Here is a 19222-nt window from a genome sequence, read left to right as displayed (position 1 = left end):
AGGCAAGGGAGTCCCAGGTATGCGCCTGAACACCTCAGCCCCACCGCACCGCCCCGTCCTCACCCCCGCCCTCACCCTCCTCCTCGCCGCCGTCGTGCTCCTCACTGGCGGCCTGCTGCTCGCCGCCCCCGGCCGCGCCGACGCCGCCGACCCGCTGCTCTCCCGCGGCAAGCCCGCCACCTCGTCCTCGAACGAGGACTCCGTCCTCACGCCCGACAAGGCGTTCGACGGCGACCCCACCACCCGCTGGGGCAGCGTGGAGGGTTCCGACCCCCAGTGGCTCCGCGTCGACCTCGGCACGACGGCCTCCGTCTCCCGCGTCCGCCTCTCCTGGGAGGTCGCCTACGGCAAGGCGTACCGCATCGAGATCTCCGCCGACGGAACCACCTGGACCACCCTCGCCACCGAGACCGCCGGCAACGGCGGCACCGACGACTGGACCGGTCTCACCGGCAAGGGCCGCCACCTCCGCGTCTACGGAACCGCCCGCGGCACCTCGTACGGCTACTCCCTCTACGAAGTAGAGGTGTACGGAATCGCCGACGGCACCACCCCGCCGCCCACCACCGGCGCCTTCACCGTCGTCGCCGCGGGTGACATCGCCGCGCAGTGCACCGCGTCCAGCAGCTCCTGCGCCCACCCGAAGACCGCGGCCCAGGCCCAGCGGATCAACCCGAAGTTCTATCTGACGATGGGCGACAACCAGTACGACGACGCCCGGCTCTCCGACTTCCGGAACTACTACGACAAGACGTGGGGCGCCTTCAAGGCCAAGACGCGGCCCGCGCCCGGCAACCACGAGACCTACGACCCGGCCGGCCCGCTCGCCGGCTACAAGGCGTACTTCGGCGCCCTCGCCTACCCCGCCGGCAAGCCCTACTACAGCTACGACGAGGGCAACTGGCACTTCATCGCCCTCGACTCCAACTCCTTCGACGACCCCGCCCAGATCCAGTGGCTCAAGGACGACCTCGCCCGCACCACCAAGGGCTGCGTCGCCGCCTACTTCCACCACCCGCTCTACTCCTCCGGCGGGCACGGCAACGACCCCGTCTCCAAGGCCGTCTGGCGGATCCTCTACGCGGCCAAGGCCGACCTCGTCCTCAACGGACACGACCACCACTACGAGCGCTTCGCCCCGCAGGACCCGGACGGCCGGGCCACCCCCGACGGCATCGTCGAGATCGTCGGCGGCATGGGCGGCGCCGAGCCGTATCCCATCGAGACCGTCCAGCCCAACAGCCAGAAGCGGATCAGCGGTCCGTACGGGGTGCTGAAGCTGGACTTCACCGACACCACCTACACCTGGCAGTACGTCGGCACCGACGGCCAGGTCAAGGACGCCGGCCCGACCTACACCTGCCACTGATGTACCTCGCGACCACCGGTCGCCGCAGCGTGCCGCCCGCCCCCTCCGGGGCGCGGCGGCGCGTCTCCGGCACCGTCCTCGCCCTCGGCACGGTCAGCCTCGTCACCGACGTGTCCTCCGAGATGGTCACCGCCGTCCTGCCGCTCTACCTGGTGCTCGGCCTCGGCCTCACCCCGCTCCAGTTCGGCTTCCTGGACGGGCTGTTCACCGGCGCCACCGCCCTCGTACGGCTCGTCGGCGGCCACGCCGCCGACCGCGGCGGCCACCACAAGAGGGTCGCCGGCCTCGGCTACGCCCTGTCCGCCTGCTCCCGGCTCGGCCTGCTCCTCGCGGGCGGCGCGACCGGCTGGATCGCCACCGCCCTCGCCGCCGACCGGCTCGGCAAGGGCATCAGAACCGCCCCGCGCGACGCCCTCATCACGCTCGACAGCCCGCCCGACGGCCTCGGCCGCGCCTTCGGCGTCCACCGCGCCATGGACACCACCGGCGCGCTCCTCGGCCCCCTGGCCGCCTTCGCGCTGCTGTGGGCCACCGCCGACGCGTACGACGCCGTCTTCGTCGTCAGCTTCTGCACGGGACTGCTCGGCGTCCTGCTCCTCGTCGTCCTCGTCCCCGGCGGACGAAGGACGCCGGACGCGCCGGCCGGCAGCGCGCACGGTCACCGGGGCGCACGCCCGCGCACCACCTGGCGCGAACTCACCACCCCGCTCCGGCTGCCCGCCGTACGCCGGGTCACGCTCGGCGCCGCCCTCCTCGGCGCGGTCACCGTCGGCGACGCCTTCCTCTACCTGCTGCTCCAGCACCGGACCGACCTGGCCGCCACCTGGTTCCCCTTCCTGCCGCTCGGCGCCTCCGCCGCCTATCTGCTGCTCGCCGTCCCGGCCGGCCGGCTCGCCGACCGCGTCGGCCGCGGGCGCCCCTTCCTGTACGGGCACGGGGCCCTGCTCCTGGCCCTGGGACTGCTCCTCGCGCCGCTGCCGGGCCCCGTCCTCCTCGTGGGGGTCCCGGTGCTGCTCGGCGTCTTCTACGCGGCCACGGACGGCGTCCTGATGGCGCTCGCCGGCCCCCTGCTGCCCCCCGCGCGGAGGGCGAGCGGGCTCGCCCTCGTCCAGACGGCACAGGCCCTCGCCAAGGTGGCCGCCGCGGCCGGCTTCGGCGCCGCGTGGACCCTCTGGGGGCCGACGACCGCGCTCGCGCTCGCCGCCGCCGGGCTCGCGACGGCGCTGTGCTGCGCCGTGCGTCTGCTGCGGGCGGGAGGGCCGGCGGACCCCTCCGGAGAACACGGGGGCGCCGCCACCGACCCCGTCCCGCCCACCGGTCCGCCCCAGCCCACCGGCCGGTCCGAGCCCGTCGGCATGCCCCAGCCCGTCGGACCCGTCGGACCCGTCGTACCGGCCGCACCCGCCGTACCCGCCGGACCCGCCGGGCCGGCCCAGAGCGCCGATCTGCCCGCGTCGTCTCGTGAAAGGGAACCGTCATGACCCCAGGCACCGCGGCGAACGGCCCGGCCCGGCGCCGCCTGTGGGCGCTCGTCCTCGGCGTCCTGCTGCTCGCCGGCGGCGCCACCGCGTACACCGTGCGGGCCGTCGCCGACCGCCCCGGCGCGACGGCGGCCGCCGCCGACGAGGGCTTCACCCTCGACGGGCCGCCGGGCGCGTTCTGGTTCCGCGACACCGCGAGCGGGCGCGTCGCCCGCCAGGACCCGTCCGCGCCGGGTGGTCGCGTCGCGCTCGGGCCGCGCTGCGACCGCTTCCACGCCGCCGGGGACACCGCGCTCTGCCTCCAGCGACGCCCCGGGGTGCCGGCCCGCTCGTACGTCCTCGTCCTGGACCGGCGGCTGCGCGAACTGCGCAGGATGAGCCTGCCCGGCATCCCCAACCGCGCCCGGGTCTCCGCCTCCGGACGGGTGCTCGCCTGGACCACCTTCGCGACCGGTGACTCCTACGCCACCTCCGCGTTCTCCACCCGGACCTCGATCCTCGACCTGCGCACCGGCTACCTGATCAAGAACATCGAGCAGATCCCGCTCACCCTGAACGGGCGCCGCCACCACGCGCCCGACGTCAACTACTGGGGCGTCAGTTTCGCCCGCGACGACAACCGCTTCTACGCCACCGTCGCCACCCAGGGGCGGACGTATCTCGTCGAGGGCGACCTGCGGGCATGGTCGGCGCGTGCGCTGAAGGAGAACGTCGAATGTCCGTCGCTCTCCCCGGACGGCACCCGCATCGCCTACAAGAAGAAGGTCTCCCAGGACCCCCGGGCCCCCTGGCGGCTGCACGTCCTCGACCTCGCCACCCTGCGCGACCATCCAGTCGCCGAGACCCGGTCGGTCGACGACCAGGCGGCCTGGACCGGCCCCGGCACCCTCTCCTACGCCCACGAGGGCGCGCTGTGGAGCGTGCCGGCCGACGGCACGGGCGCCCCGCGCCGGGTGGCGGTGGGGGCGACGTCCCCGGCGGTGCCGCGATGACGGACGTGGCTGGATATCGGATCCGGGATCCAGGATCCGGGATCCGCACGCTGGATATCGGATATCGGATATTGGATCCAAGATCCCCCGGCTCAGCCCCGCCGCACCACGCCCCGCACCGCCAGCAACGTCATCGGCACCAGCAGGCACGCCCCGACGGCGTTCAGCCAGCCGTATCCCGCCTGGGAGACGATCAGCCCGGCCGCGAGCCCGCCCACGCCGGCGCAGGTGTTCATGGTGAAGTCGGAGAGCCCCTGGGCGGCGGCCCTCGCCGCCTGGGGGACGGAGTCGGTCAGGAGCGCCGAGCCCGCGACCAGCCCCGCCGACCAGCCCAGGCCCAGGACGAAGAGGCCGAGGGCGACCTGACCGTGGCTCGGGCCGGCCGTACCGGCCAGCAGGGCCGCCACCGCGATCAGTGCCACGGCGAGGCCGATCACCGTGAGCCGCCCCAGTCGGTCGGAGAGCCAGCCCATGACGGGTGAGAAGGCGTACATGCCCGCGATGTGCACGCTGATCACCAGGCCGATCAACCGGATGTCCGCCCCGTGGTGGGTGAGCGCCACCGGGGTCATCGACATGATCGACACCATCGCGGTGTGCGAGCCGGCCACGGTCACCAGGGCGAGCCGGGCCCGGGAGGACTCCCGTACCGCCCGCAGCCCGGCCCTCAGGGACCGGCCGGCGGCCGCCTCCGCCTCCTCGGGGCCGGCCAGCACCCGGGCGGTCAGCAGCGGGTCCGGGCGGAGCAGCAGCGCCACCATGACGGCGGCGGCCACGAACACGCCCGCGGCCCAGACGAACGGCCCGGCCGCCGGAGGGATGCCGAGACCGGCCACGCTCGCGCCGGCCGGGGCGGCGATGTTGGGACCGAGGACGGCGCCGATGGTGGTGGCCCACACCACCGTGGAGATGGCCCTGGCCCGCCGGTCCGGCTCGGCGAGGTCCGCGGCGGCGAAGCGGGCGGCGAGGTTGGCCGAGGAACCGGCCCCGAAACCGACCAGGCCCGCCAGAAGCAGCGGGAAGTCACCGACGGTGGCGCCGAGGACGGCGACCCCCGCGCCGACGGCCCCGACGAGGTACGCCAGGACCAGCCCGGCCCGCCGCCCGCGCCGGGCCATCAGGGCGGCCAGCGGCATCGCCAGCAGGGCGGGCCCCGCGACCGCGGCCGTCGAGGCGAGCCCCGACAGCGCCTCCGTACCGCTGACCTCCGTGGCCAGCACCGCGGCGAGCGCGAACCCGATGGCGCTGCCGAGCCCGCCGAGGATCTGGGTGGCGATCAGCACCGCCTGGATACGGCGCCGCAGGGCCGGGAGCCGGGCGGGGGAGACGGCCGCGGGTATCTCGGCCGCCACGAGCGCGTCAGGAGTGTCAGGGGCGTTGGTCACTTACGCATAGTGCCAGCCGTCCCTGGAGCGGGGAATGCCGGAGGCCCCGCCCGGTGGCCGGTCAGGGCGCCGCCCGCCCGGCCCTGCCCCGGCCCTGCCCCGGTCGTCCTTCCGCCCGCCCCGGTCGGCCGGACGGGTCAGAACAGCGGCTCCGGCAGCACGCCCTCCAGGGCGAGCAGCCTCCGCTTGGTCTCCAGCCCGCCGCCGAAGCCCCCGATCCCGCCGTCGCTCTCGACCACCCGATGGCACGGCACCACCAACGGCAGCGGATTGGATCCCATCGCCGCGCCGACCGCCTGCGCCGCCGCCGGCTGCCCCACCCGGCGGGCCAGCTCCCCGTACCCCACCACCGTCCCGTACGGGACCGTGTCCGCCAGCTCCCGCAGCACCCGGCGGTTGAATCCGGTCACCAGCGACCAGTCCAGCTTGACGCCGAAGCTCCGCAGACTCCCGCCGAAATAGGCCCCTACCTGCCGTATCGGCTCGGCGAGCCGGCCCGATCCGCTCTCCACGAGCTCGCCGCCGAGCGCCCCCGCGAGCCTCCCCAGGACACGGTCCCGCACCCGCTCCCCGGCGTGGAAGCTCACGCTCACCAGGCCCCGGTCCGTCGCGGCGAGCAGCAGGGGACCGATGCCGCTGGGCACCACCGCCCACTCCACCCGTCCCGCCGTCCGCTCCGCCACCGGCTTCTCGTGCTCCATGCCGATCACCGTACGACCCGCCACCGACAAAGGGGCAGACCAATTCCCGGACGGCATGGCCGACGGGCACCGCCGAGCGCCATAATCCGAGAGCACTACTCAGCGGTACCGACTGTTTTCGGACGACGTTGCACCAGGGGTGGAGGACGGACGCTCATGCAGGGCACGGTCGACGGATTCAGCTACGGACTGGTCACCCCGGTGGCCGCCTTCCTCATGGCCTGCCTCGGCGGGGCACTCGGACTGCGCTGCACCACCAGGTCGCTGCGCCACCAGGACACCTTCAAGGCGGGCTGGCTGGCGCTCGGCGCCACCTCCATCGGCACCGGCATCTGGACCATGCACTTCATCGCCATGATGGGCTTCTCGGTCCGACAGGCGCCGATCAGCTACGACCGGCCCCTCACCTTCGCCAGCCTCGGCGTCGCCATCGTCATGGTCGGCATCGGCATCTTCATCGTCGGCTACCGGGGCGCGACCCCGCTCACCCTGGTCACCGGCGGCACCATCACCGGCCTCGGCGTCGCGACCATGCACTATCTGGGCATGGCCGGCGTGCGCCTGCACGGCGAGATCCAGTACAACTCCCTCACCGTCGCCCTGTCCGTCGTCATCGCCGTCGTGGCCGCCACCGCCTCCCTCTGGGCCGCCGTCTCCGTGCACGGCTTCCTGGCCAGCCTCGGCGCGAGCATCGTGATGGGACTCGCGGTCAGCGGCATGCACTACACCGCCATGGCGGCCGTCGACGTCACCGTGCACGGCACGCCCACCCCCGGCGGCGGCGACACCGCCACCTCCCTGCTGCTGCCCATGCTGATCGGACCGGCCGTCTTCCTGCTGCTCGCCGCCGTCGTGGTCATGTTCGACCCGCTGCTCGTCATGGGCGAGCCCGACTGGCAGCGGCCCGCCGCCCGCGGCGCCCACGGCCACGGCCTCCCCGGCCTGCCCACCCAGCGCCGGGCCCCGGCCTACGGCGAGCCCGCGAACTGGTCGGCACGCCCCGCCACCCGCTCCGGCCGCAAGGGCGTGCACCGCGACACGTACCGCTCCCAGGACTGGTGACCGGCGGCCGGACCGCGACCGACGACCCGCCACCGGCCCCCGCCCCGACCGGGAGCCGGGGGCCGATCACCCCCCGACTGTCGGTGCCGGGTCGTACGGTGGTTGCATGCGGCCCGTTTCCAAGATCGAACGTACGGTGGCGCCCTTCGAGGTCGTCAGCCCCTACCAGCCCAGCGGTGACCAGCCGGCGGCCATCGCCGAGCTCGACCGGCGCATCCGCGCCGGCGAGAAGGACGTCGTGCTGCTCGGCGCCACCGGCACCGGCAAGTCGGCGACCACCGCCTGGATGATCGAGAAGCTTCAGCGCCCCACCCTGGTGATGGCGCCGAACAAGACACTGGCCGCCCAGCTCGCGAACGAGTTCCGCGAGCTCCTGCCGAACAACGCGGTCGAGTACTTCGTCTCGTACTACGACTACTACCAGCCCGAGGCGTACGTCCCTCAGTCCGACACCTACATCGAGAAGGACTCCTCCATCAACGAGGAGGTCGAGCGGCTGCGCCACTCCGCCACCAACTCGCTGCTGACCCGCCGCGACGTCGTCGTGGTCGCCTCCGTCTCCTGCATCTACGGCCTCGGCACCCCGCAGGAGTACGTCGACCGGATGGTCTCCCTCAAGGTCGGCGACGAGATCGACCGCGACCAGTTGCTGCGCCGCTTCGTGGACATCCAGTACACCCGCAACGACCTGGCGTTCACCCGCGGCACCTTCCGCGTCCGCGGCGACACCATCGAGATCTTCCCGGTCTACGAGGAGCTCGCCGTCCGCATCGAGATGTTCGGCGACGAGATCGAGGCGCTCTCCACGCTCCACCCCCTCACCGGCGAGGTCATCAGCGACGACCGGCAGCTCTACGTCTTCCCCGCCAGCCACTACGTCGCCGGACCCGAGCGCATGGAGCGGGCCGTCAACGACATCGAGCGCGAGCTGGAGCAGCGGCTGAAGGAGCTCGAGAAGCAGGGCAAGATGCTGGAGGCCCAGCGGCTGCGCATGCGGACCACGTACGACATCGAGATGATGCGGCAGATCGGCTCCTGCTCCGGCATCGAGAACTACTCGATGCACTTCGACGGCCGCGAGCCCGGCTCCCCGCCCAACACCCTCCTCGACTACTTCCCCGAGGACTTCCTCCTCGTCATCGACGAGTCGCACGTCACCGTCCCGCAGATCGGCGCCATGTACGAGGGCGACGCCTCCCGCAAGCGCACCCTCGTCGACCACGGCTTCCGGCTGCCCTCCGCGCTCGACAACCGCCCGCTGAAGTGGGAGGAGTTCCAGGAGCGCATCGGCCAGACCGTCTATCTCTCCGCCACCCCCGGCACCTACGAGCTGTCCCGCTCGGACGGCTTCGTCGAGCAGATCATCCGCCCCACCGGACTCGTCGACCCCGAGGTCGTCGTCAAGCCGACCGAGGGCCAGATCGACGACCTGGTGCACGAGATCCGCCTGCGCACCGAGCGCGACGAGCGGGTCCTGGTCACCACCCTCACCAAGAAGATGGCCGAGGACCTCACCGACTACTTCCTCGAACTCGGCATCCAGGTGCGCTACCTCCACAGCGACGTCGACACCCTGCGCCGCATCGAGCTGCTGCGCGAGCTGCGGGCCGGCGAGTACGACGTCCTGGTCGGCATCAACCTGCTCCGCGAGGGCCTCGATCTGCCCGAGGTGTCCCTGGTCGCCATCCTCGACGCCGACAAGCAGGGCTTCCTGCGCTCCGGCACCTCCCTCATCCAGACCATCGGCCGCGCCGCCCGTAACGTGTCGGGCCAGGTCCACATGTACGCCGACACCATCACCCCGGCGATGGCGCAGGCCATCGACGAGACCAACCGCCGCCGCGAGAAGCAGGTCGCCTACAACACGGCGCACGGGATCGACCCGCAGCCGCTGCGCAAGAAGATCAACGACATCGTCGCGACCATCGCGCGCGAGGAGGTCGACACCGAGCAGCTCCTCGGAACCGGCTACCGCAGCGCGAAGGACGGCAAGGGCGCCAAGGCCCCGGTGCCCTCGCTCGCCGCCCACGCCCCCAAGGGCAAGCGCGCGAAGGCCGGCTCCACCGTCGAGCTCGGCGACCGTCCGGCGACCGAACTGGCCGGGATCATCGAGGAGATGACGGACCGCATGAAGGCGGCCGCCGCCGAGCTCCAGTTCGAGGTCGCCGCCCGGCTCCGCGACGAGGTGTCGGAGCTGAAGAAGGAGCTGCGCCAGATGAAGGAGGCGGGCCTGGCCTGACCGCCGCCGCCGACGGCCCGCGACGGCCCGGTGTGTTGCAAGACCGACACAAAACCGGGCCTCTCCGGGCACGGTGTCAGTGCCCCTGCGTAGGGTGCTGCTCACACCGATGAGAGGGGCAGCGCGTGACGGTCAACATGACCAAGGGACAGGCCATCAACCTGGAGAAGAAGGACGGGGGGAGCCTGACCTCCGTGCGGATGGGCCTGGGCTGGAAGGCGGCGCCCCGTCGCGGACTGTTCGGTTCGCGCACCCGTGAGGTCGACCTCGACGCGTCCGCCGTCCTCTTCGCCGACAAGCAGCCGGTGGACGTGGTCTTCTTCCGCCACCTGGTCAGCGACGACGGCTCCGTGCGCCACACCGGCGACAACCTGGTCGGCGGCGCCGGACAGGGCGGCGACGACGAGTCGATCCTGGTCGACCTCCAGCGGGTCCCGGTCCACATCGACCAGATCGTCTTCACGGTGAACTCCTTCACCGGCCAGACCTTCCAGGAGGTGCAGAACGCGTTCTGCCGCCTCGTGGACGAGACCAACGGCCAGGAGCTCGCCCGCTACACCCTCGACGGCGGCGGCCAGTACACGGCGCAGATCATGGCCAAGGTGCACCGGGCCGGCTCCGGCTGGCAGATGACGGCCCTGGGCAACCCGGCCAACGGCCGCACGTTCCAGGACCTGATGCCCTCGATCTTCCCGGTGCTGTAAGCACCTTCCCGGTCCCGGTTCGTACGCACGGAGAGACGACAAGCCCATGACCGCCGAGCTGGTCCGGGGGCAGAACCACCCCCTGCCCCACACGCGCCTGGAGATCCGGGTCTCGGCCGGTCATCCGGTCGTCGCCGCCGTCACCCTCGGCGACGACCGGGGCCGCATCCCCGGCGCCGAGGCCGTCGCCCACCCCGGCTCCGCCGCGCTGCCCGGGGTCGAGGTGCCCCGGCAGGCCGCCGTCCGGCACCGGCTCGCGGTCGACCTGGAGGCGATACGGGACACGGTCCACCGGGTCTCCGTCCTCCTCGCCCTGCCCGTCGGCGGGGACGGCCCGGTCCGGTTCGGGGCCGGCGCCGCCCCCGTCGTCACGGTCACGGCGCCGGACGGCACGGGCATCGCCGACTACACGATCACCGGACTCGACCGGGAGTCCGCCGTCGTGGCCCTGGAGCTCTACCGCCGCCAGGGCGCCTGGAAGGTCCGGGCCGTGGGCCAGGGGTACGAGGGCGGGCTCGCCGCCCTCCTCGCCGACCAGGGCCTCACGCGCCCCGCCGAACTCGCGGGCGGCATCATGGAGGCCGTCGCCCGGGGACTGTCCCGCTCGGTCGCCGCCCCGCCCCCGCGCGTCCCGGACGCCGACCGGGCCCGGCAGCCCGCCCCGGCCGCGGGCGGCGGGCCCATCGACTACACCCACCCGAGCCGCCGCCCCGCCGCCCCCGAGACGCCCCCGCCGCCCCAGGACCCCGCGCCCGCCGCGGCTCCGGCCCCTGTCGCCGGCGACGCGAGCGGCTGGTCCATGGACGAGCGGCTCTACAACCAGGTGTGGGGCATGTTCGAGGACCTGGCCCGCACCACCGCCGCGTACCGCAGCGCCTGCCAGTTCGCCGAGTCCCGCCTCGACCAGGAGCTCGACCGGGTCCTGTCGGACCCCCGCAGCCGGATCGGCGGGGCGGGGGACGCCGCCCGGGCCGCGGCCAAGGCGAAGCACGACGAGCTCACCGCCCGCGCGCAGGAGGCACTGGACCGCGACCTGGCCCAGCTCACCGCCGAGTCCGAGGTGGTCGAGCCCGCGCTGCCCGCCGCCTACGCCCGCTGGGACAGCCCCGTCTGGCAGGGCTACCGGGTCCCCACGGAGGCGCCGATGGCGGTCCGCCTGGGCGACCTCCACCTGCCCGAGCGGACCGGGCTGCGCATCCCCTTCCTGGCCCGGCTGCCGCTGGCCCGGGGGCTCTGGGTGGACAGCGGGCGCGGCCACTCCGAGGCGGCGGCGCTGCTCGACACCTCCGAGCTGCGCGGGCTGGCCCTGGACGCCGCCGTGGCGCACGCGGTGCGGCTGCTCGCCGTGCACCCGGTGCACCGCTTCCACGTGCAGGTGATCGACGCGGCGGGAGCGGGCGCGAGCGCGTTCGCGCCGCTCGTCGAGGCGGGCGTCCTCCAGGCTCCGCCGGCGGCCGGGGCGGCCGGCGTCTCGGCCGTCCTGAAGGGGCTCACCGAGCGGGTCGACCTGTTGCAGATGGCGCTGCGGGGCGGGGCCTCCGACGACCTGCCGCCGGGCCTGGACACCGCCGAGCACCTGCTGATCGTGCACGACTTCCCGCACGGCTTCGACGACCGCGCCGTCACCCGGCTTCGCTATCTCGCCGACGAGGGTCCGGCGGTCGGCACCCACCTCCTGATCGTCGCCGACCGGGCGGACGCGGCCGCGTACGGGCCGGTGCTCGATCCGCTGTGGCGCTCGCTGACGCGGCTCACGCCGGTCCCCGACGACCACCTCGCCGACCCGTGGGTCGGCCATGCCTGGACGTACGAGCCGCCGGCCTTCCCGGTGGGCAGCGGTGTGCTGCGGCAGGTGCTCGCGCAGATCGCGGAGGCCCGGCGGCAAGGGCGGCCGTCCCCGTCCTGACCTGCGCTCTTGGAGTCTCTTTACCTATTTCTTTACCTTTCCTTGGTTCTTCGGGTAGTGTTCTTGGTGCGGAGGGGAGTACTCCCCATGCGCGGCGCACCCGTCAGTACGGACAGGTCGGACACCTGAGCCCGGGGCGTCGGCCCGGGCCGTCCCGGGTGGAAGAGACCTCCGGCAACGACGAGGCTGTGTGGACAGCCGTACGACGCCGGAGGCGCAGTGGACGTTTCGATGACCCTGTGGGTGCTGACCATTCTCGGTCTGTGCGCCCTGATCGCGGCCGACTTCTTCATCGGGCGCAAGCCCCATGACGTGTCGGTCAAGGAAGCCGGAATCTGGACGGTCGTCTGGATCGTCCTGGCCGTGCTGTTCGGCCTCGGCCTGCTGGTGTTCGGCAACGGCCAGGCATCCGGCGAGTTCTTCGCCGGATTCATCACCGAGAAGTCGCTCAGCGTCGACAACCTCTTCGTCTTCGTCCTGATCATGGCGAAGTTCTCGGTGCCCTCCCACCTCCAGCAGCGGGTGCTGCTCATCGGTGTGCTGATCGCCCTGGTGCTCCGCGCCATCTTCATCGCCGCGGGTGCCGCGATCATCGCCAGCTTCTCGTGGGTCTTCTACCTCTTCGGCGCCTTCCTGATCTACACCGCCTGGAAGCTCATCCAGGAGGCGCGCGCCGACGAGGAGGAAGAGGAGTTCGAGGAGAACCGTCTCCTCAAGTCCATCGAGAAGAAGTTCGGCGTCGCCGACCGCTACCACGGCACCAAGCTCTTCATCCGCAACAACGGCAAGCGGGTGCTGACCCCGCTCATGGTCGTCATGCTGGCGATCGGCACCACCGACGTGCTGTTCGCGCTCGACTCCATCCCGGCGATCTTCGGCCTCACCCAGGACCCGTACATCGTCTTCACCGCCAACGCCTTCGCCCTCATGGGCCTGCGCCAGCTCTACTTCCTCATCGGCGGCCTGCTCAAGAAGCTGGTCCACCTCAGCTACGGCCTGTCGGTGATCCTCGGCTTCATCGGCGTGAAGCTGGTGCTCCACGCCCTGCACGAGTCCGGGGTGCACGTGCCCGAGATCTCCATCCCGTTCTCCCTCGCGGTCATCTGCGGCGTCCTGGTCGTCACCACGATCACCAGCCTGATCGCCTCGAAGAAGCAGGCGGAGCGCGAGGCCGCCGAGAGCGGCGGGACCCCGGCCGGCGAGATCGAGAAGGACAGCGTCGGGTCCTGACCCCGGACCCGACCTCGCCGGACACCCGCAGGGGCCGGTGCGGGCGGCTCACCGCCGCCCGCACCGGCCCCTGCCGTATGCCTCTCTACGCGGGCACGCCCTCCGGCTCCCGCTTCTCCGTACCGGCCGGCAGGGTCTCCGGGAGCAGCGCGAAGCAGACCAGGCTCACCAGCGCCACCACCGTCAGATAGGCCGCCACGCCCCACGGCGGGCCCGAGCCGCCGTCCGAGAGGGCCGTCGCCACGATCGGGGTGAGCGCACCGCCGAGCACCCCCGCCAGGTTGTAACCGACGGCCGCGCCCGTGCAGCGCACCCTCGGCTCGTACAGCTCCGGCAGATACGCGGCGACCACCGCGAACATGGTCATGAAGGCCAGCAGCGAGCCGAGGAAACCGAGGAACATCAGCAGCGGCCGCGCGGTGTGCAGCAGCGCCACCATCGGGAACATCCACAGCGCCGAGGCCGCGCAGCCGGCCAGGCACATCGTCCGGCGGCCGAAGCGGTCGGCGAGCATCGCGAGGAACGGCGTCAGCACCCCCTTGATCGCCACCGCGGCCATCACACAGGTCAGCATCACCGAGCTGGACACGCCGAGCCGCTCGGTGCCGTAGGACAACGCCCAGGTGGAGACCGTGTAGAAGACGGCGTAGCCGACGGCCAGGGCTCCCGCCGTGAGCAGCACGAGCCGCCAGTGCCCGCGCACCACCTCGGCCAGCGGCGCGTTCGCCTGCCGCCCCTCGGCGGCCAGCCGCTCGAACTGCGGGGTCTCCGCGAGTGAGGAGCGCAGCGCGAGCCCGGCGGCGGCGAGCAGCCCCGCCGCCCAGAACGGCACCCGCCAGCCCCAGGAGCGGAAATCCGCGTCGCTCAGCCCGGCCGTCAGCGCCAGCATCACCCCGTTGGCCAGGAGGAAGCCGACCGAGGGGCCGATCTGCGGGAAGCTCGCCCACAGGGCCCGCCGCCGCTCCGGCGCGTGCTCGGCGGTCAGGAGCACCGCCCCGCCCCACTCCCCGCCGAGGCCGAGCCCCTGGAGGAAGCGGAGGACGAGCAGCAGTGCGGGCGCCGAGACGCCGATCGTCTCGTACGTGGGGACGCAGCCGACCGCGACCGTGGCGCAGCCGGTGAGCAGCAGCGAGGCGAAGAGCACCGGGCGCCGCCCGTACCGGTCGCCGACGTGGCCGAAGACGATCGAGCCGAGCGGCCGGGACAGGAAGCCGACGGCGAAGGTGCCGAAGGCGGCGAGGGTCCCGGCGACGGGGGAGAAGGTCGGGAAGAAGAGCGGGCCGAGCACGAGCGCGGCGGCGGTCCCGTAGACGAAGAAGTCGAAGAACTCGATGGCGGTGCCGGCGAGGGAGGCCGCGGCGATCCTCGCCATCGACGGCGGGCGACCGGACGGAGGACGATCCGACGGAGGGTGACTCGACGGAGCGTGACTGTGGTGCTGGTGCATGTCGCGCCAACTACCCGGCCGCCGTCCCGGTTACGGGGGCGTGCGGGGGCGCCCGGGGGTCACCAGCCGCGCTCGCGCCACTCCGGCAGGTGCGGGCGCTCGTCACCGAGCGTGGTGTCCCGGCCGTGGCCCGGATAGATCCAGGTCTCGTCCGGCAGCACGTCGAAGAGCTTGGTCTCGACGTCGTGGAGGAGGCTCGCGAAGGCTTCCGGGTCCTTGCGGGTGTTGCCCACCCCGCCGGGGAAGAGGCAGTCGCCGGTGAAGACGTGCGGGTGGCCGTGCGGGTCGTCGTAGATCAGGACGATCGAGCCGGGGGTGTGTCCGACCATGTGGCGGGCGGTGAGCTCGACCCGGCCGACCCGGATGACGTCGCCGTCCTCCACCAGCTCGTCGGTCCCCACGGGGATGCCCTCCGCGTCGTACGCCCCCGCGTAGGTGCGGGCACCGGTGGCGGCGACCACCTCGGCCAGGGCCTGCCAGTGGTCGCCGTGCCGGTGGGTGGTGACGACGGACGCGATGCCGTCGTCACCGATCAGCGTGAGGAGCGTGTGGGCGTCCGCGGCCGCGTCGATCAGCAGTTGCTCACCGGTCGCCCGGCAGCGCAGCAGATACGCGTTGTTGTCCATCGGGCCGACCGCGACCTTGGAGATCATCAGGTCGCTCAGCTCGTGCACGTCGGCGGGCCCGCCGACCTTCACCGCTCCGCTGTACGTCATGGCCTCAGACTATCGCCGGGGACCGACAACGGCGGCGGCGACCGCGCTCACAGCGGCGGGGTCACAGCGGCGGGAGCTCCGGGACTCCGCCGCCGGAGACCACGGTGAGGCGGGCGCCCTTGTCGCCGCGGCCGGACAGCCAGCCGAGCAGTTCGGCCGCGGTGCCCCGGAGGACCACCGGCTCGCCCTCGGTGCCGCCGGTGCGCCAGCCCGGGTGGTCCTCGGCGCGCTCGGGGCGCAGGGTCACCGGGGGGACGTCGGGGCGGCCGGACCAGCGGTCGGCGAGGAACTCGATCTCCCGGGTGAGGAACTCCTCCGGAAGGTCCTCGAGCTCGTAGCCGGCGTCCAGGTCGACGTGGTGCAGCGCGACCTCGACCCAGCGGCGGAAGGGCACCCGGGCGGCCCGGTCGGTGACGCCGTTGCGCAGCTCCACGGTGCGGTCCCAGTCGGCGGGCTCGCGGCACACCTCCTCGAAGCGGTCGGCGGTGACGCGCAGGTCGGCGAGCTGGGCCTCGACCGGCCGGCCGGCGTCCCGCTCGATGTCGGCCTCGCGGCTCTCGGCGTCCTTGTACATCGGCAGGCCCTGGAGGACGTTCACGAGGGCGTCGGCGTTGCGGGCGAGGTGGGCTAGGACATGGCCGCGGGTCCAGCCCGGCAGCCGTGACGGCTCGGCCAGTGCCGCGTTGTCCCAGGAGGAGACGGCTTCGAGGAGCCGGTCGGTCGCCTCGCGCACGGAGGCGATGTCACGGAGATGGTCGATCATGCCGCCGACCCTAGGGGGTACGGGACCGGTCCGGCCAGGGCGGCGCCCCCTCCGACCAGGGGCGGAGCCCCGCGGCCGCCACTCGTTCGGGTGAAGCGGGCGGCGGGCGTCCGGAAATCGAATGTGCGTGCTATACGCTCGGAGGAAGCATCCGGCATCCTTGGTTGTTGGGTGTGTCAGGCACATCCGCTCTCTCAAGAAAGGTGCGGACCGGCGTGGCCGACCGTCTCATCGTCCGTGGCGCTCGCGAGCACAATCTCAAGAACGTCTCGCTCGACCTCCCCCGTGACTCCCTCATCGTCTTCACCGGGCTCTCCGGGTCGGGCAAGTCCTCCCTCGCGTTCGACACGATCTTCGCCGAGGGGCAGCGCCGGTACGTCGAGTCGCTCTCCTCCTACGCCCGTCAGTTCCTCGGCCAGATGGACAAGCCGGACGTCGACTTCATCGAAGGTCTGTCGCCCGCCGTCTCCATCGACCAGAAGTCGACCTCGCGCAACCCGCGCTCGACGGTCGGCACCATCACCGAGGTCTACGACTACCTCCGTCTGCTCTTCGCCCGCATCGGCAAGCCGCACTGTCCCGAGTGCCGCCGGCCGATCTCCCGCCAGTCGCCGCAGGCCATCGTCGACAAGGTCCTGGAGCTGCCCGAGGGCAGCCGCTTCCAGGTCCTGTCGCCGCTGGTGCGCGAGCGCAAGGGCGAGTTCGTCGACCTGTTCGCCGACCTCCAGACCAAGGGCTACAGCCGCGCCCGGGTCGACGGGCAGACGATCCAGCTCAGCGAGCCGCCCGTCCTGAAGAAGCAGGAGAAGCACACGATCGAGGTGGTCGTCGACCGCCTCACCGTGAAGGAGAGCGCCAAGCGGCGGCTCACCGACTCCGTCGAGACCGCGCTCGGCCTGTCCGGCGGCATGGTCGTGCTCGACTTCGTCGACCTCCCCGAGGACGACCCCGAGCGCGAGCGGATGTACTCGGAGCACCTCTACTGCCCGTACGACGACCTGTCCTTCGAGGAGCTGGAGCCGCGCTCCTTCTCCTTCAACTCGCCCTTCGGCGCCTGCCCCGACTGCACCGGCATCGGCACCCGCATGGAGGTCGACCCGGAGCTCGTCGTGCCCGACGAGGAGAAGTCCCTCGACGAGGGCGCCATCCACCCCTGGTCGCACGGCCACACCAAGGAGTACTTCGGCCGGCTCATCGGCGGCCTCTCCCAGGCCCTCGGCTTCCGCACCGACATCCCGTACGCCGGGCTGCCGCAGCGGGCCAAGAAGGCCCTCATGTACGGGCACAAGACCCAGGTCGAGGTCCGCTACCGCAACCGGTACGGCCGCGAGCGCGCCTACACCACCCCCGCCTTCGAAGGCGCCGTCTCCTTCGTGAAGCGGCGGCACAGCGAGGCCGAGAGCGACTCCAGCCGCGAGCGCTTCGAGGGCTACATGCGCGAGGTGCCCTGCCCCACCTGTGAGGGCACGCGCCTGAAGCCGATCGTGCTGGCGGTCACGGTGATGGACAAGTCCATCGCCGAGGTCTCCGCCATGTCGATCAGCGACTGCGCCGACTTCCTCGGCCGGCTCACCCTCACCGCCCGCGACAAGAAGATCGCCGAGCGGGTCCTCAAGGAGGTCAACGAGCGGCTGCGCTTCCTCGTCGACGTCGGCCTCGACTACCTGTCGCTCAACCGGGCCGCGGGCACGCTGTCCGGCGGCGAGGCCCAGCGCATCCGGCTCGCCACCCAGATCGGCTCCGGCCTGGTCGGCGTGCTCTACGTGCTCGACGAGCCGTCCATCGGTCTCCACCAGCGCGACAACCACCGGCTCATCGAGACCCTGGTGCGGCTGCGCGACATGGGCAACACGCTCATCGTCGTCGAGCACGACGAGGACACCATCAAGGTCGCCGACTGGGTGGTCGACATCGGCCCCGGCGCCGGCGAGCACGGCGGCAAGGTCGTCCACTCCGGCCCCTTGAAGGAGCTCCTCGCCAACACGGAGTCGATGACCGGGCAGTATCTGTCCGGCCGCAAGGCCATCGGCACGCCGGAGATCCGGCGCCCCGTCGACCCGGCCCGCCGCCTCACCGTGCACGGCGCCCGCGAGAACAACCTGCGGGACATCGACGTCTCCTTCCCGCTGGGCGTCCTCACCGCCGTCACCGGTGTCTCCGGCTCCGGCAAGTCGACCCTGGTCAACGACATCCTCTACACCCACCTGGCGCGCGAGCTGAACGGCGCCAAGTCGGTGCCCGGGCGTCACACCCGGGTAGAGGGCGACGATCTCGTCGACAAGGTCGTGCACGTCGACCAGTCCCCGATCGGCCGCACCCCGCGCTCGAACCCGGCGACCTACACCGGCGTCTTCGACCACGTCCGCAAGCTGTTCGCGGAGACCATGGAGGCGAAGGTCCGGGGCTATCTGCCCGGCCGCTTCTCCTTCAACGTCAAGGGCGGCCGCTGCGAGAACTGCTCCGGCGACGGCACCATCAAGATCGAGATGAACTTCCTCCCGGACGTCTACGTCCCGTGCGAGGTCTGCCACGGCGCCCGATACAACCGGGAGACCCTGGAGGTCCACTACAAGGGCAAGTCCATCGCCGAGGTCCTGGACATGCCCATCGAGGAGGCCCTGGACTTCTTCGAGGCCGTCCCGACCATCTCCCGCCATCTGCGGACCCTCACCGAGGTCGGCCTGGGCTACGTCCGCCTCGGCCAGTCCGCGCCGACCCTCTCCGGCGGCGAGGCCCAGCGCGTCAAGCTCGCCTCCGAGCTCCAGAAGCGCTCCACGGGCCGCACGGTCTACGTCCTGGACGAGCCGACCACGGGCCTCCACTTCGAGGACATCTCGAAGCTGATCAAGGTCCTGTCCGGACTGGTCGACAAGGGCAACTCGGTGATCGTCATCGAGCACAACCTGGACGTCATCAAGACGGCGGACTGGGTCATCGACATGGGCCCCGAGGGCGGCAGCGGCGGCGGCCTGGTCGTCGCCGAGGGCACGCCCGAGGAGGTCGCCTCCGTCCCGGCCAGCCACACCGGCAAGTTCCTCCGCGAGATCCTGGGCGGCCGCGTCAGCGACGCCTCGGCGACCGTCCCGGCCGCGCGGAGCGCCAGGAAGGCACCGGCGAAGAAGACCGCCGCCGGCGCCACGGCCGCCAAGGCCGCCGCCAAGAAGGCCGCGCCCGCGAAGAAGACGGCCGCCAAGAAGACGACCGCCCGGGCCCGCAAGACCTGACGG

At 72.4% G+C, this 19222-nt stretch carries 14 protein-coding genes; 9 read left to right on the top strand and 5 right to left on the bottom strand.

The window, feature by feature from the left end; translation table 11 throughout:
• Positions 1-19 precede the first annotated feature (19 nt).
• From ABZ135_RS04870 to ABZ135_RS04860, 3 genes are read left to right on the top strand one after another with little or no spacing between them, the layout of a single operon-like run.
• On the top strand, positions 20-1369 hold the full coding sequence (locus tag ABZ135_RS04870; RefSeq protein WP_356691806.1) for a discoidin domain-containing protein: 1350 nt from the start codon (positions 20-22) through the stop codon (positions 1367-1369).
• The gene (locus tag ABZ135_RS04865; RefSeq protein ID WP_356691804.1) at positions 1369-2850 is read left to right on the top strand and encodes an MFS transporter; all 1482 of its coding nucleotides are present in this window, start codon (positions 1369-1371) and stop codon (positions 2848-2850) included. Before ABZ135_RS04870 ends, ABZ135_RS04865 begins: the two co-directional genes overlap by 1 nt.
• Positions 2847-3842 (top strand): hypothetical protein, encoded by a 996-nt coding sequence (locus ABZ135_RS04860; RefSeq protein ID WP_356691802.1) that lies wholly within the window; start codon positions 2847-2849, stop codon positions 3840-3842. Before ABZ135_RS04865 ends, ABZ135_RS04860 begins: the two co-directional genes overlap by 4 nt.
• 92 nt (positions 3843-3934) lie before the next feature.
• Here ABZ135_RS04860 and ABZ135_RS04855 read toward each other — a convergent pair whose 3' ends face one another.
• Both ABZ135_RS04855 and ABZ135_RS04850 read right to left on the bottom strand, forming a co-directional pair.
• Positions 3935-5194, bottom strand: coding sequence for an MFS transporter (locus ABZ135_RS04855; protein WP_356691915.1), 1260 nt, complete (start codon positions 5192-5194; stop codon positions 3935-3937).
• A 170-nt stretch (positions 5195-5364) separates the two neighbouring features.
• Positions 5365-5928 carry a methylated-DNA--[protein]-cysteine S-methyltransferase gene (locus ABZ135_RS04850; RefSeq protein ID WP_356691800.1) on the bottom strand — a complete coding sequence of 188 codons (564 nt, stop codon included), beginning with the start codon at positions 5926-5928 and terminating at the stop codon, positions 5365-5367.
• A gap of 156 nt (positions 5929-6084) precedes the next feature.
• On the opposite strand from ABZ135_RS04850, the gene ABZ135_RS04845 reads away from it, so the two are divergent.
• From ABZ135_RS04845 to ABZ135_RS04825, 5 genes are all read left to right on the top strand, one after another.
• Positions 6085-6990 (top strand): MHYT domain-containing protein, encoded by a 906-nt coding sequence (locus ABZ135_RS04845; protein WP_356691798.1) that lies wholly within the window; start codon positions 6085-6087, stop codon positions 6988-6990.
• Between the two features lie 106 nt (positions 6991-7096).
• Complete coding sequence (uvrB, locus tag ABZ135_RS04840) at positions 7097-9229, top strand: excinuclease ABC subunit UvrB (protein ID WP_356691796.1); 2133 nt, start codon at positions 7097-7099, stop codon at positions 9227-9229.
• 125 nt (positions 9230-9354) lie between these two features.
• On the top strand, positions 9355-9933 hold the full coding sequence (locus ABZ135_RS04835; RefSeq protein WP_352078609.1) for a TerD family protein: 579 nt from the start codon (positions 9355-9357) through the stop codon (positions 9931-9933).
• A 46-nt stretch (positions 9934-9979) separates the two neighbouring features.
• A complete protein-coding gene (locus ABZ135_RS04830) occupies positions 9980-11839 on the top strand; it encodes a TerD family protein (protein ID WP_356691794.1) in 1860 nt (619 codons plus the stop codon).
• A 219-nt stretch (positions 11840-12058) separates the two neighbouring features.
• A complete protein-coding gene (locus ABZ135_RS04825; protein WP_356691792.1) occupies positions 12059-13069 on the top strand; it encodes a TerC family protein in 1011 nt (336 codons plus the stop codon).
• Between the two features lie 85 nt (positions 13070-13154).
• Here the strand turns inward: ABZ135_RS04825 and ABZ135_RS04820 are convergent, their stop codons facing one another.
• From ABZ135_RS04820 to ABZ135_RS04810, 3 genes are all read right to left on the bottom strand, one after another.
• The gene (locus tag ABZ135_RS04820) at positions 13155-14441 is read right to left on the bottom strand and encodes an MFS transporter (protein WP_356691790.1); all 1287 of its coding nucleotides are present in this window, start codon (positions 14439-14441) and stop codon (positions 13155-13157) included.
• A gap of 134 nt (positions 14442-14575) precedes the next feature.
• Positions 14576-15232 (bottom strand): MBL fold metallo-hydrolase, encoded by a 657-nt coding sequence (locus ABZ135_RS04815; protein ID WP_356691789.1) that lies wholly within the window; start codon positions 15230-15232, stop codon positions 14576-14578.
• Between the two features lie 61 nt (positions 15233-15293).
• Positions 15294-15995, bottom strand: coding sequence for a maleylpyruvate isomerase family mycothiol-dependent enzyme (locus tag ABZ135_RS04810; RefSeq protein WP_356691788.1), 702 nt, complete (start codon positions 15993-15995; stop codon positions 15294-15296).
• A 215-nt stretch (positions 15996-16210) separates the two neighbouring features.
• Here ABZ135_RS04810 and uvrA point away from each other — a divergent pair, with 215 nt between their 5' ends.
• The gene (uvrA, locus tag ABZ135_RS04805; protein ID WP_356691786.1) at positions 16211-19219 is read left to right on the top strand and encodes an excinuclease ABC subunit UvrA; all 3009 of its coding nucleotides are present in this window, start codon (positions 16211-16213) and stop codon (positions 19217-19219) included.
• The last annotated feature ends 3 nt before the right edge of the window (positions 19220-19222 follow it).

This window comes from Streptomyces sp. NPDC006339 (assembly GCF_040612775.1).
In the GTDB taxonomy this organism is placed as follows: Bacteria; Actinomycetota; Actinomycetes; order Streptomycetales; family Streptomycetaceae; genus Streptomyces.
The sequence above is the reverse complement of the archived record's forward strand: the minus strand, read 5'-3'. Positions and strand labels throughout refer to the sequence as shown.

Excerpts from the sequence above, each read along its gene's own strand:
- ABZ135_RS04870 (WP_356691806.1), top strand. The coding sequence starts at position 20 with ATGCGCCTGAACACCTCAGCCCCACCGCACCGCCCCGTCCTCACCCCC.
- ABZ135_RS04865 (WP_356691804.1), top strand. The coding sequence starts at position 1,369 with ATGTACCTCGCGACCACCGGTCGCCGCAGCGTGCCGCCCGCCCCCTCC.
- ABZ135_RS04860 (WP_356691802.1), top strand. The coding sequence starts at position 2,847 with ATGACCCCAGGCACCGCGGCGAACGGCCCGGCCCGGCGCCGCCTGTGG.
- ABZ135_RS04850 (WP_356691800.1), bottom strand. The coding sequence starts at position 5,928 with ATGGAGCACGAGAAGCCGGTGGCGGAGCGGACGGCGGGACGGGTGGAG.
- ABZ135_RS04845 (WP_356691798.1), top strand. The coding sequence starts at position 6,085 with ATGCAGGGCACGGTCGACGGATTCAGCTACGGACTGGTCACCCCGGTG.
- uvrB (WP_356691796.1), top strand. The coding sequence starts at position 7,097 with ATGCGGCCCGTTTCCAAGATCGAACGTACGGTGGCGCCCTTCGAGGTC.
- ABZ135_RS04830 (WP_356691794.1), top strand. The coding sequence starts at position 9,980 with ATGACCGCCGAGCTGGTCCGGGGGCAGAACCACCCCCTGCCCCACACG.
- ABZ135_RS04820 (WP_356691790.1), bottom strand. The coding sequence starts at position 14,441 with ATGGCGAGGATCGCCGCGGCCTCCCTCGCCGGCACCGCCATCGAGTTC.
- ABZ135_RS04815 (WP_356691789.1), bottom strand. The coding sequence starts at position 15,232 with ATGACGTACAGCGGAGCGGTGAAGGTCGGCGGGCCCGCCGACGTGCAC.
- ABZ135_RS04810 (WP_356691788.1), bottom strand. The coding sequence starts at position 15,995 with ATGATCGACCATCTCCGTGACATCGCCTCCGTGCGCGAGGCGACCGAC.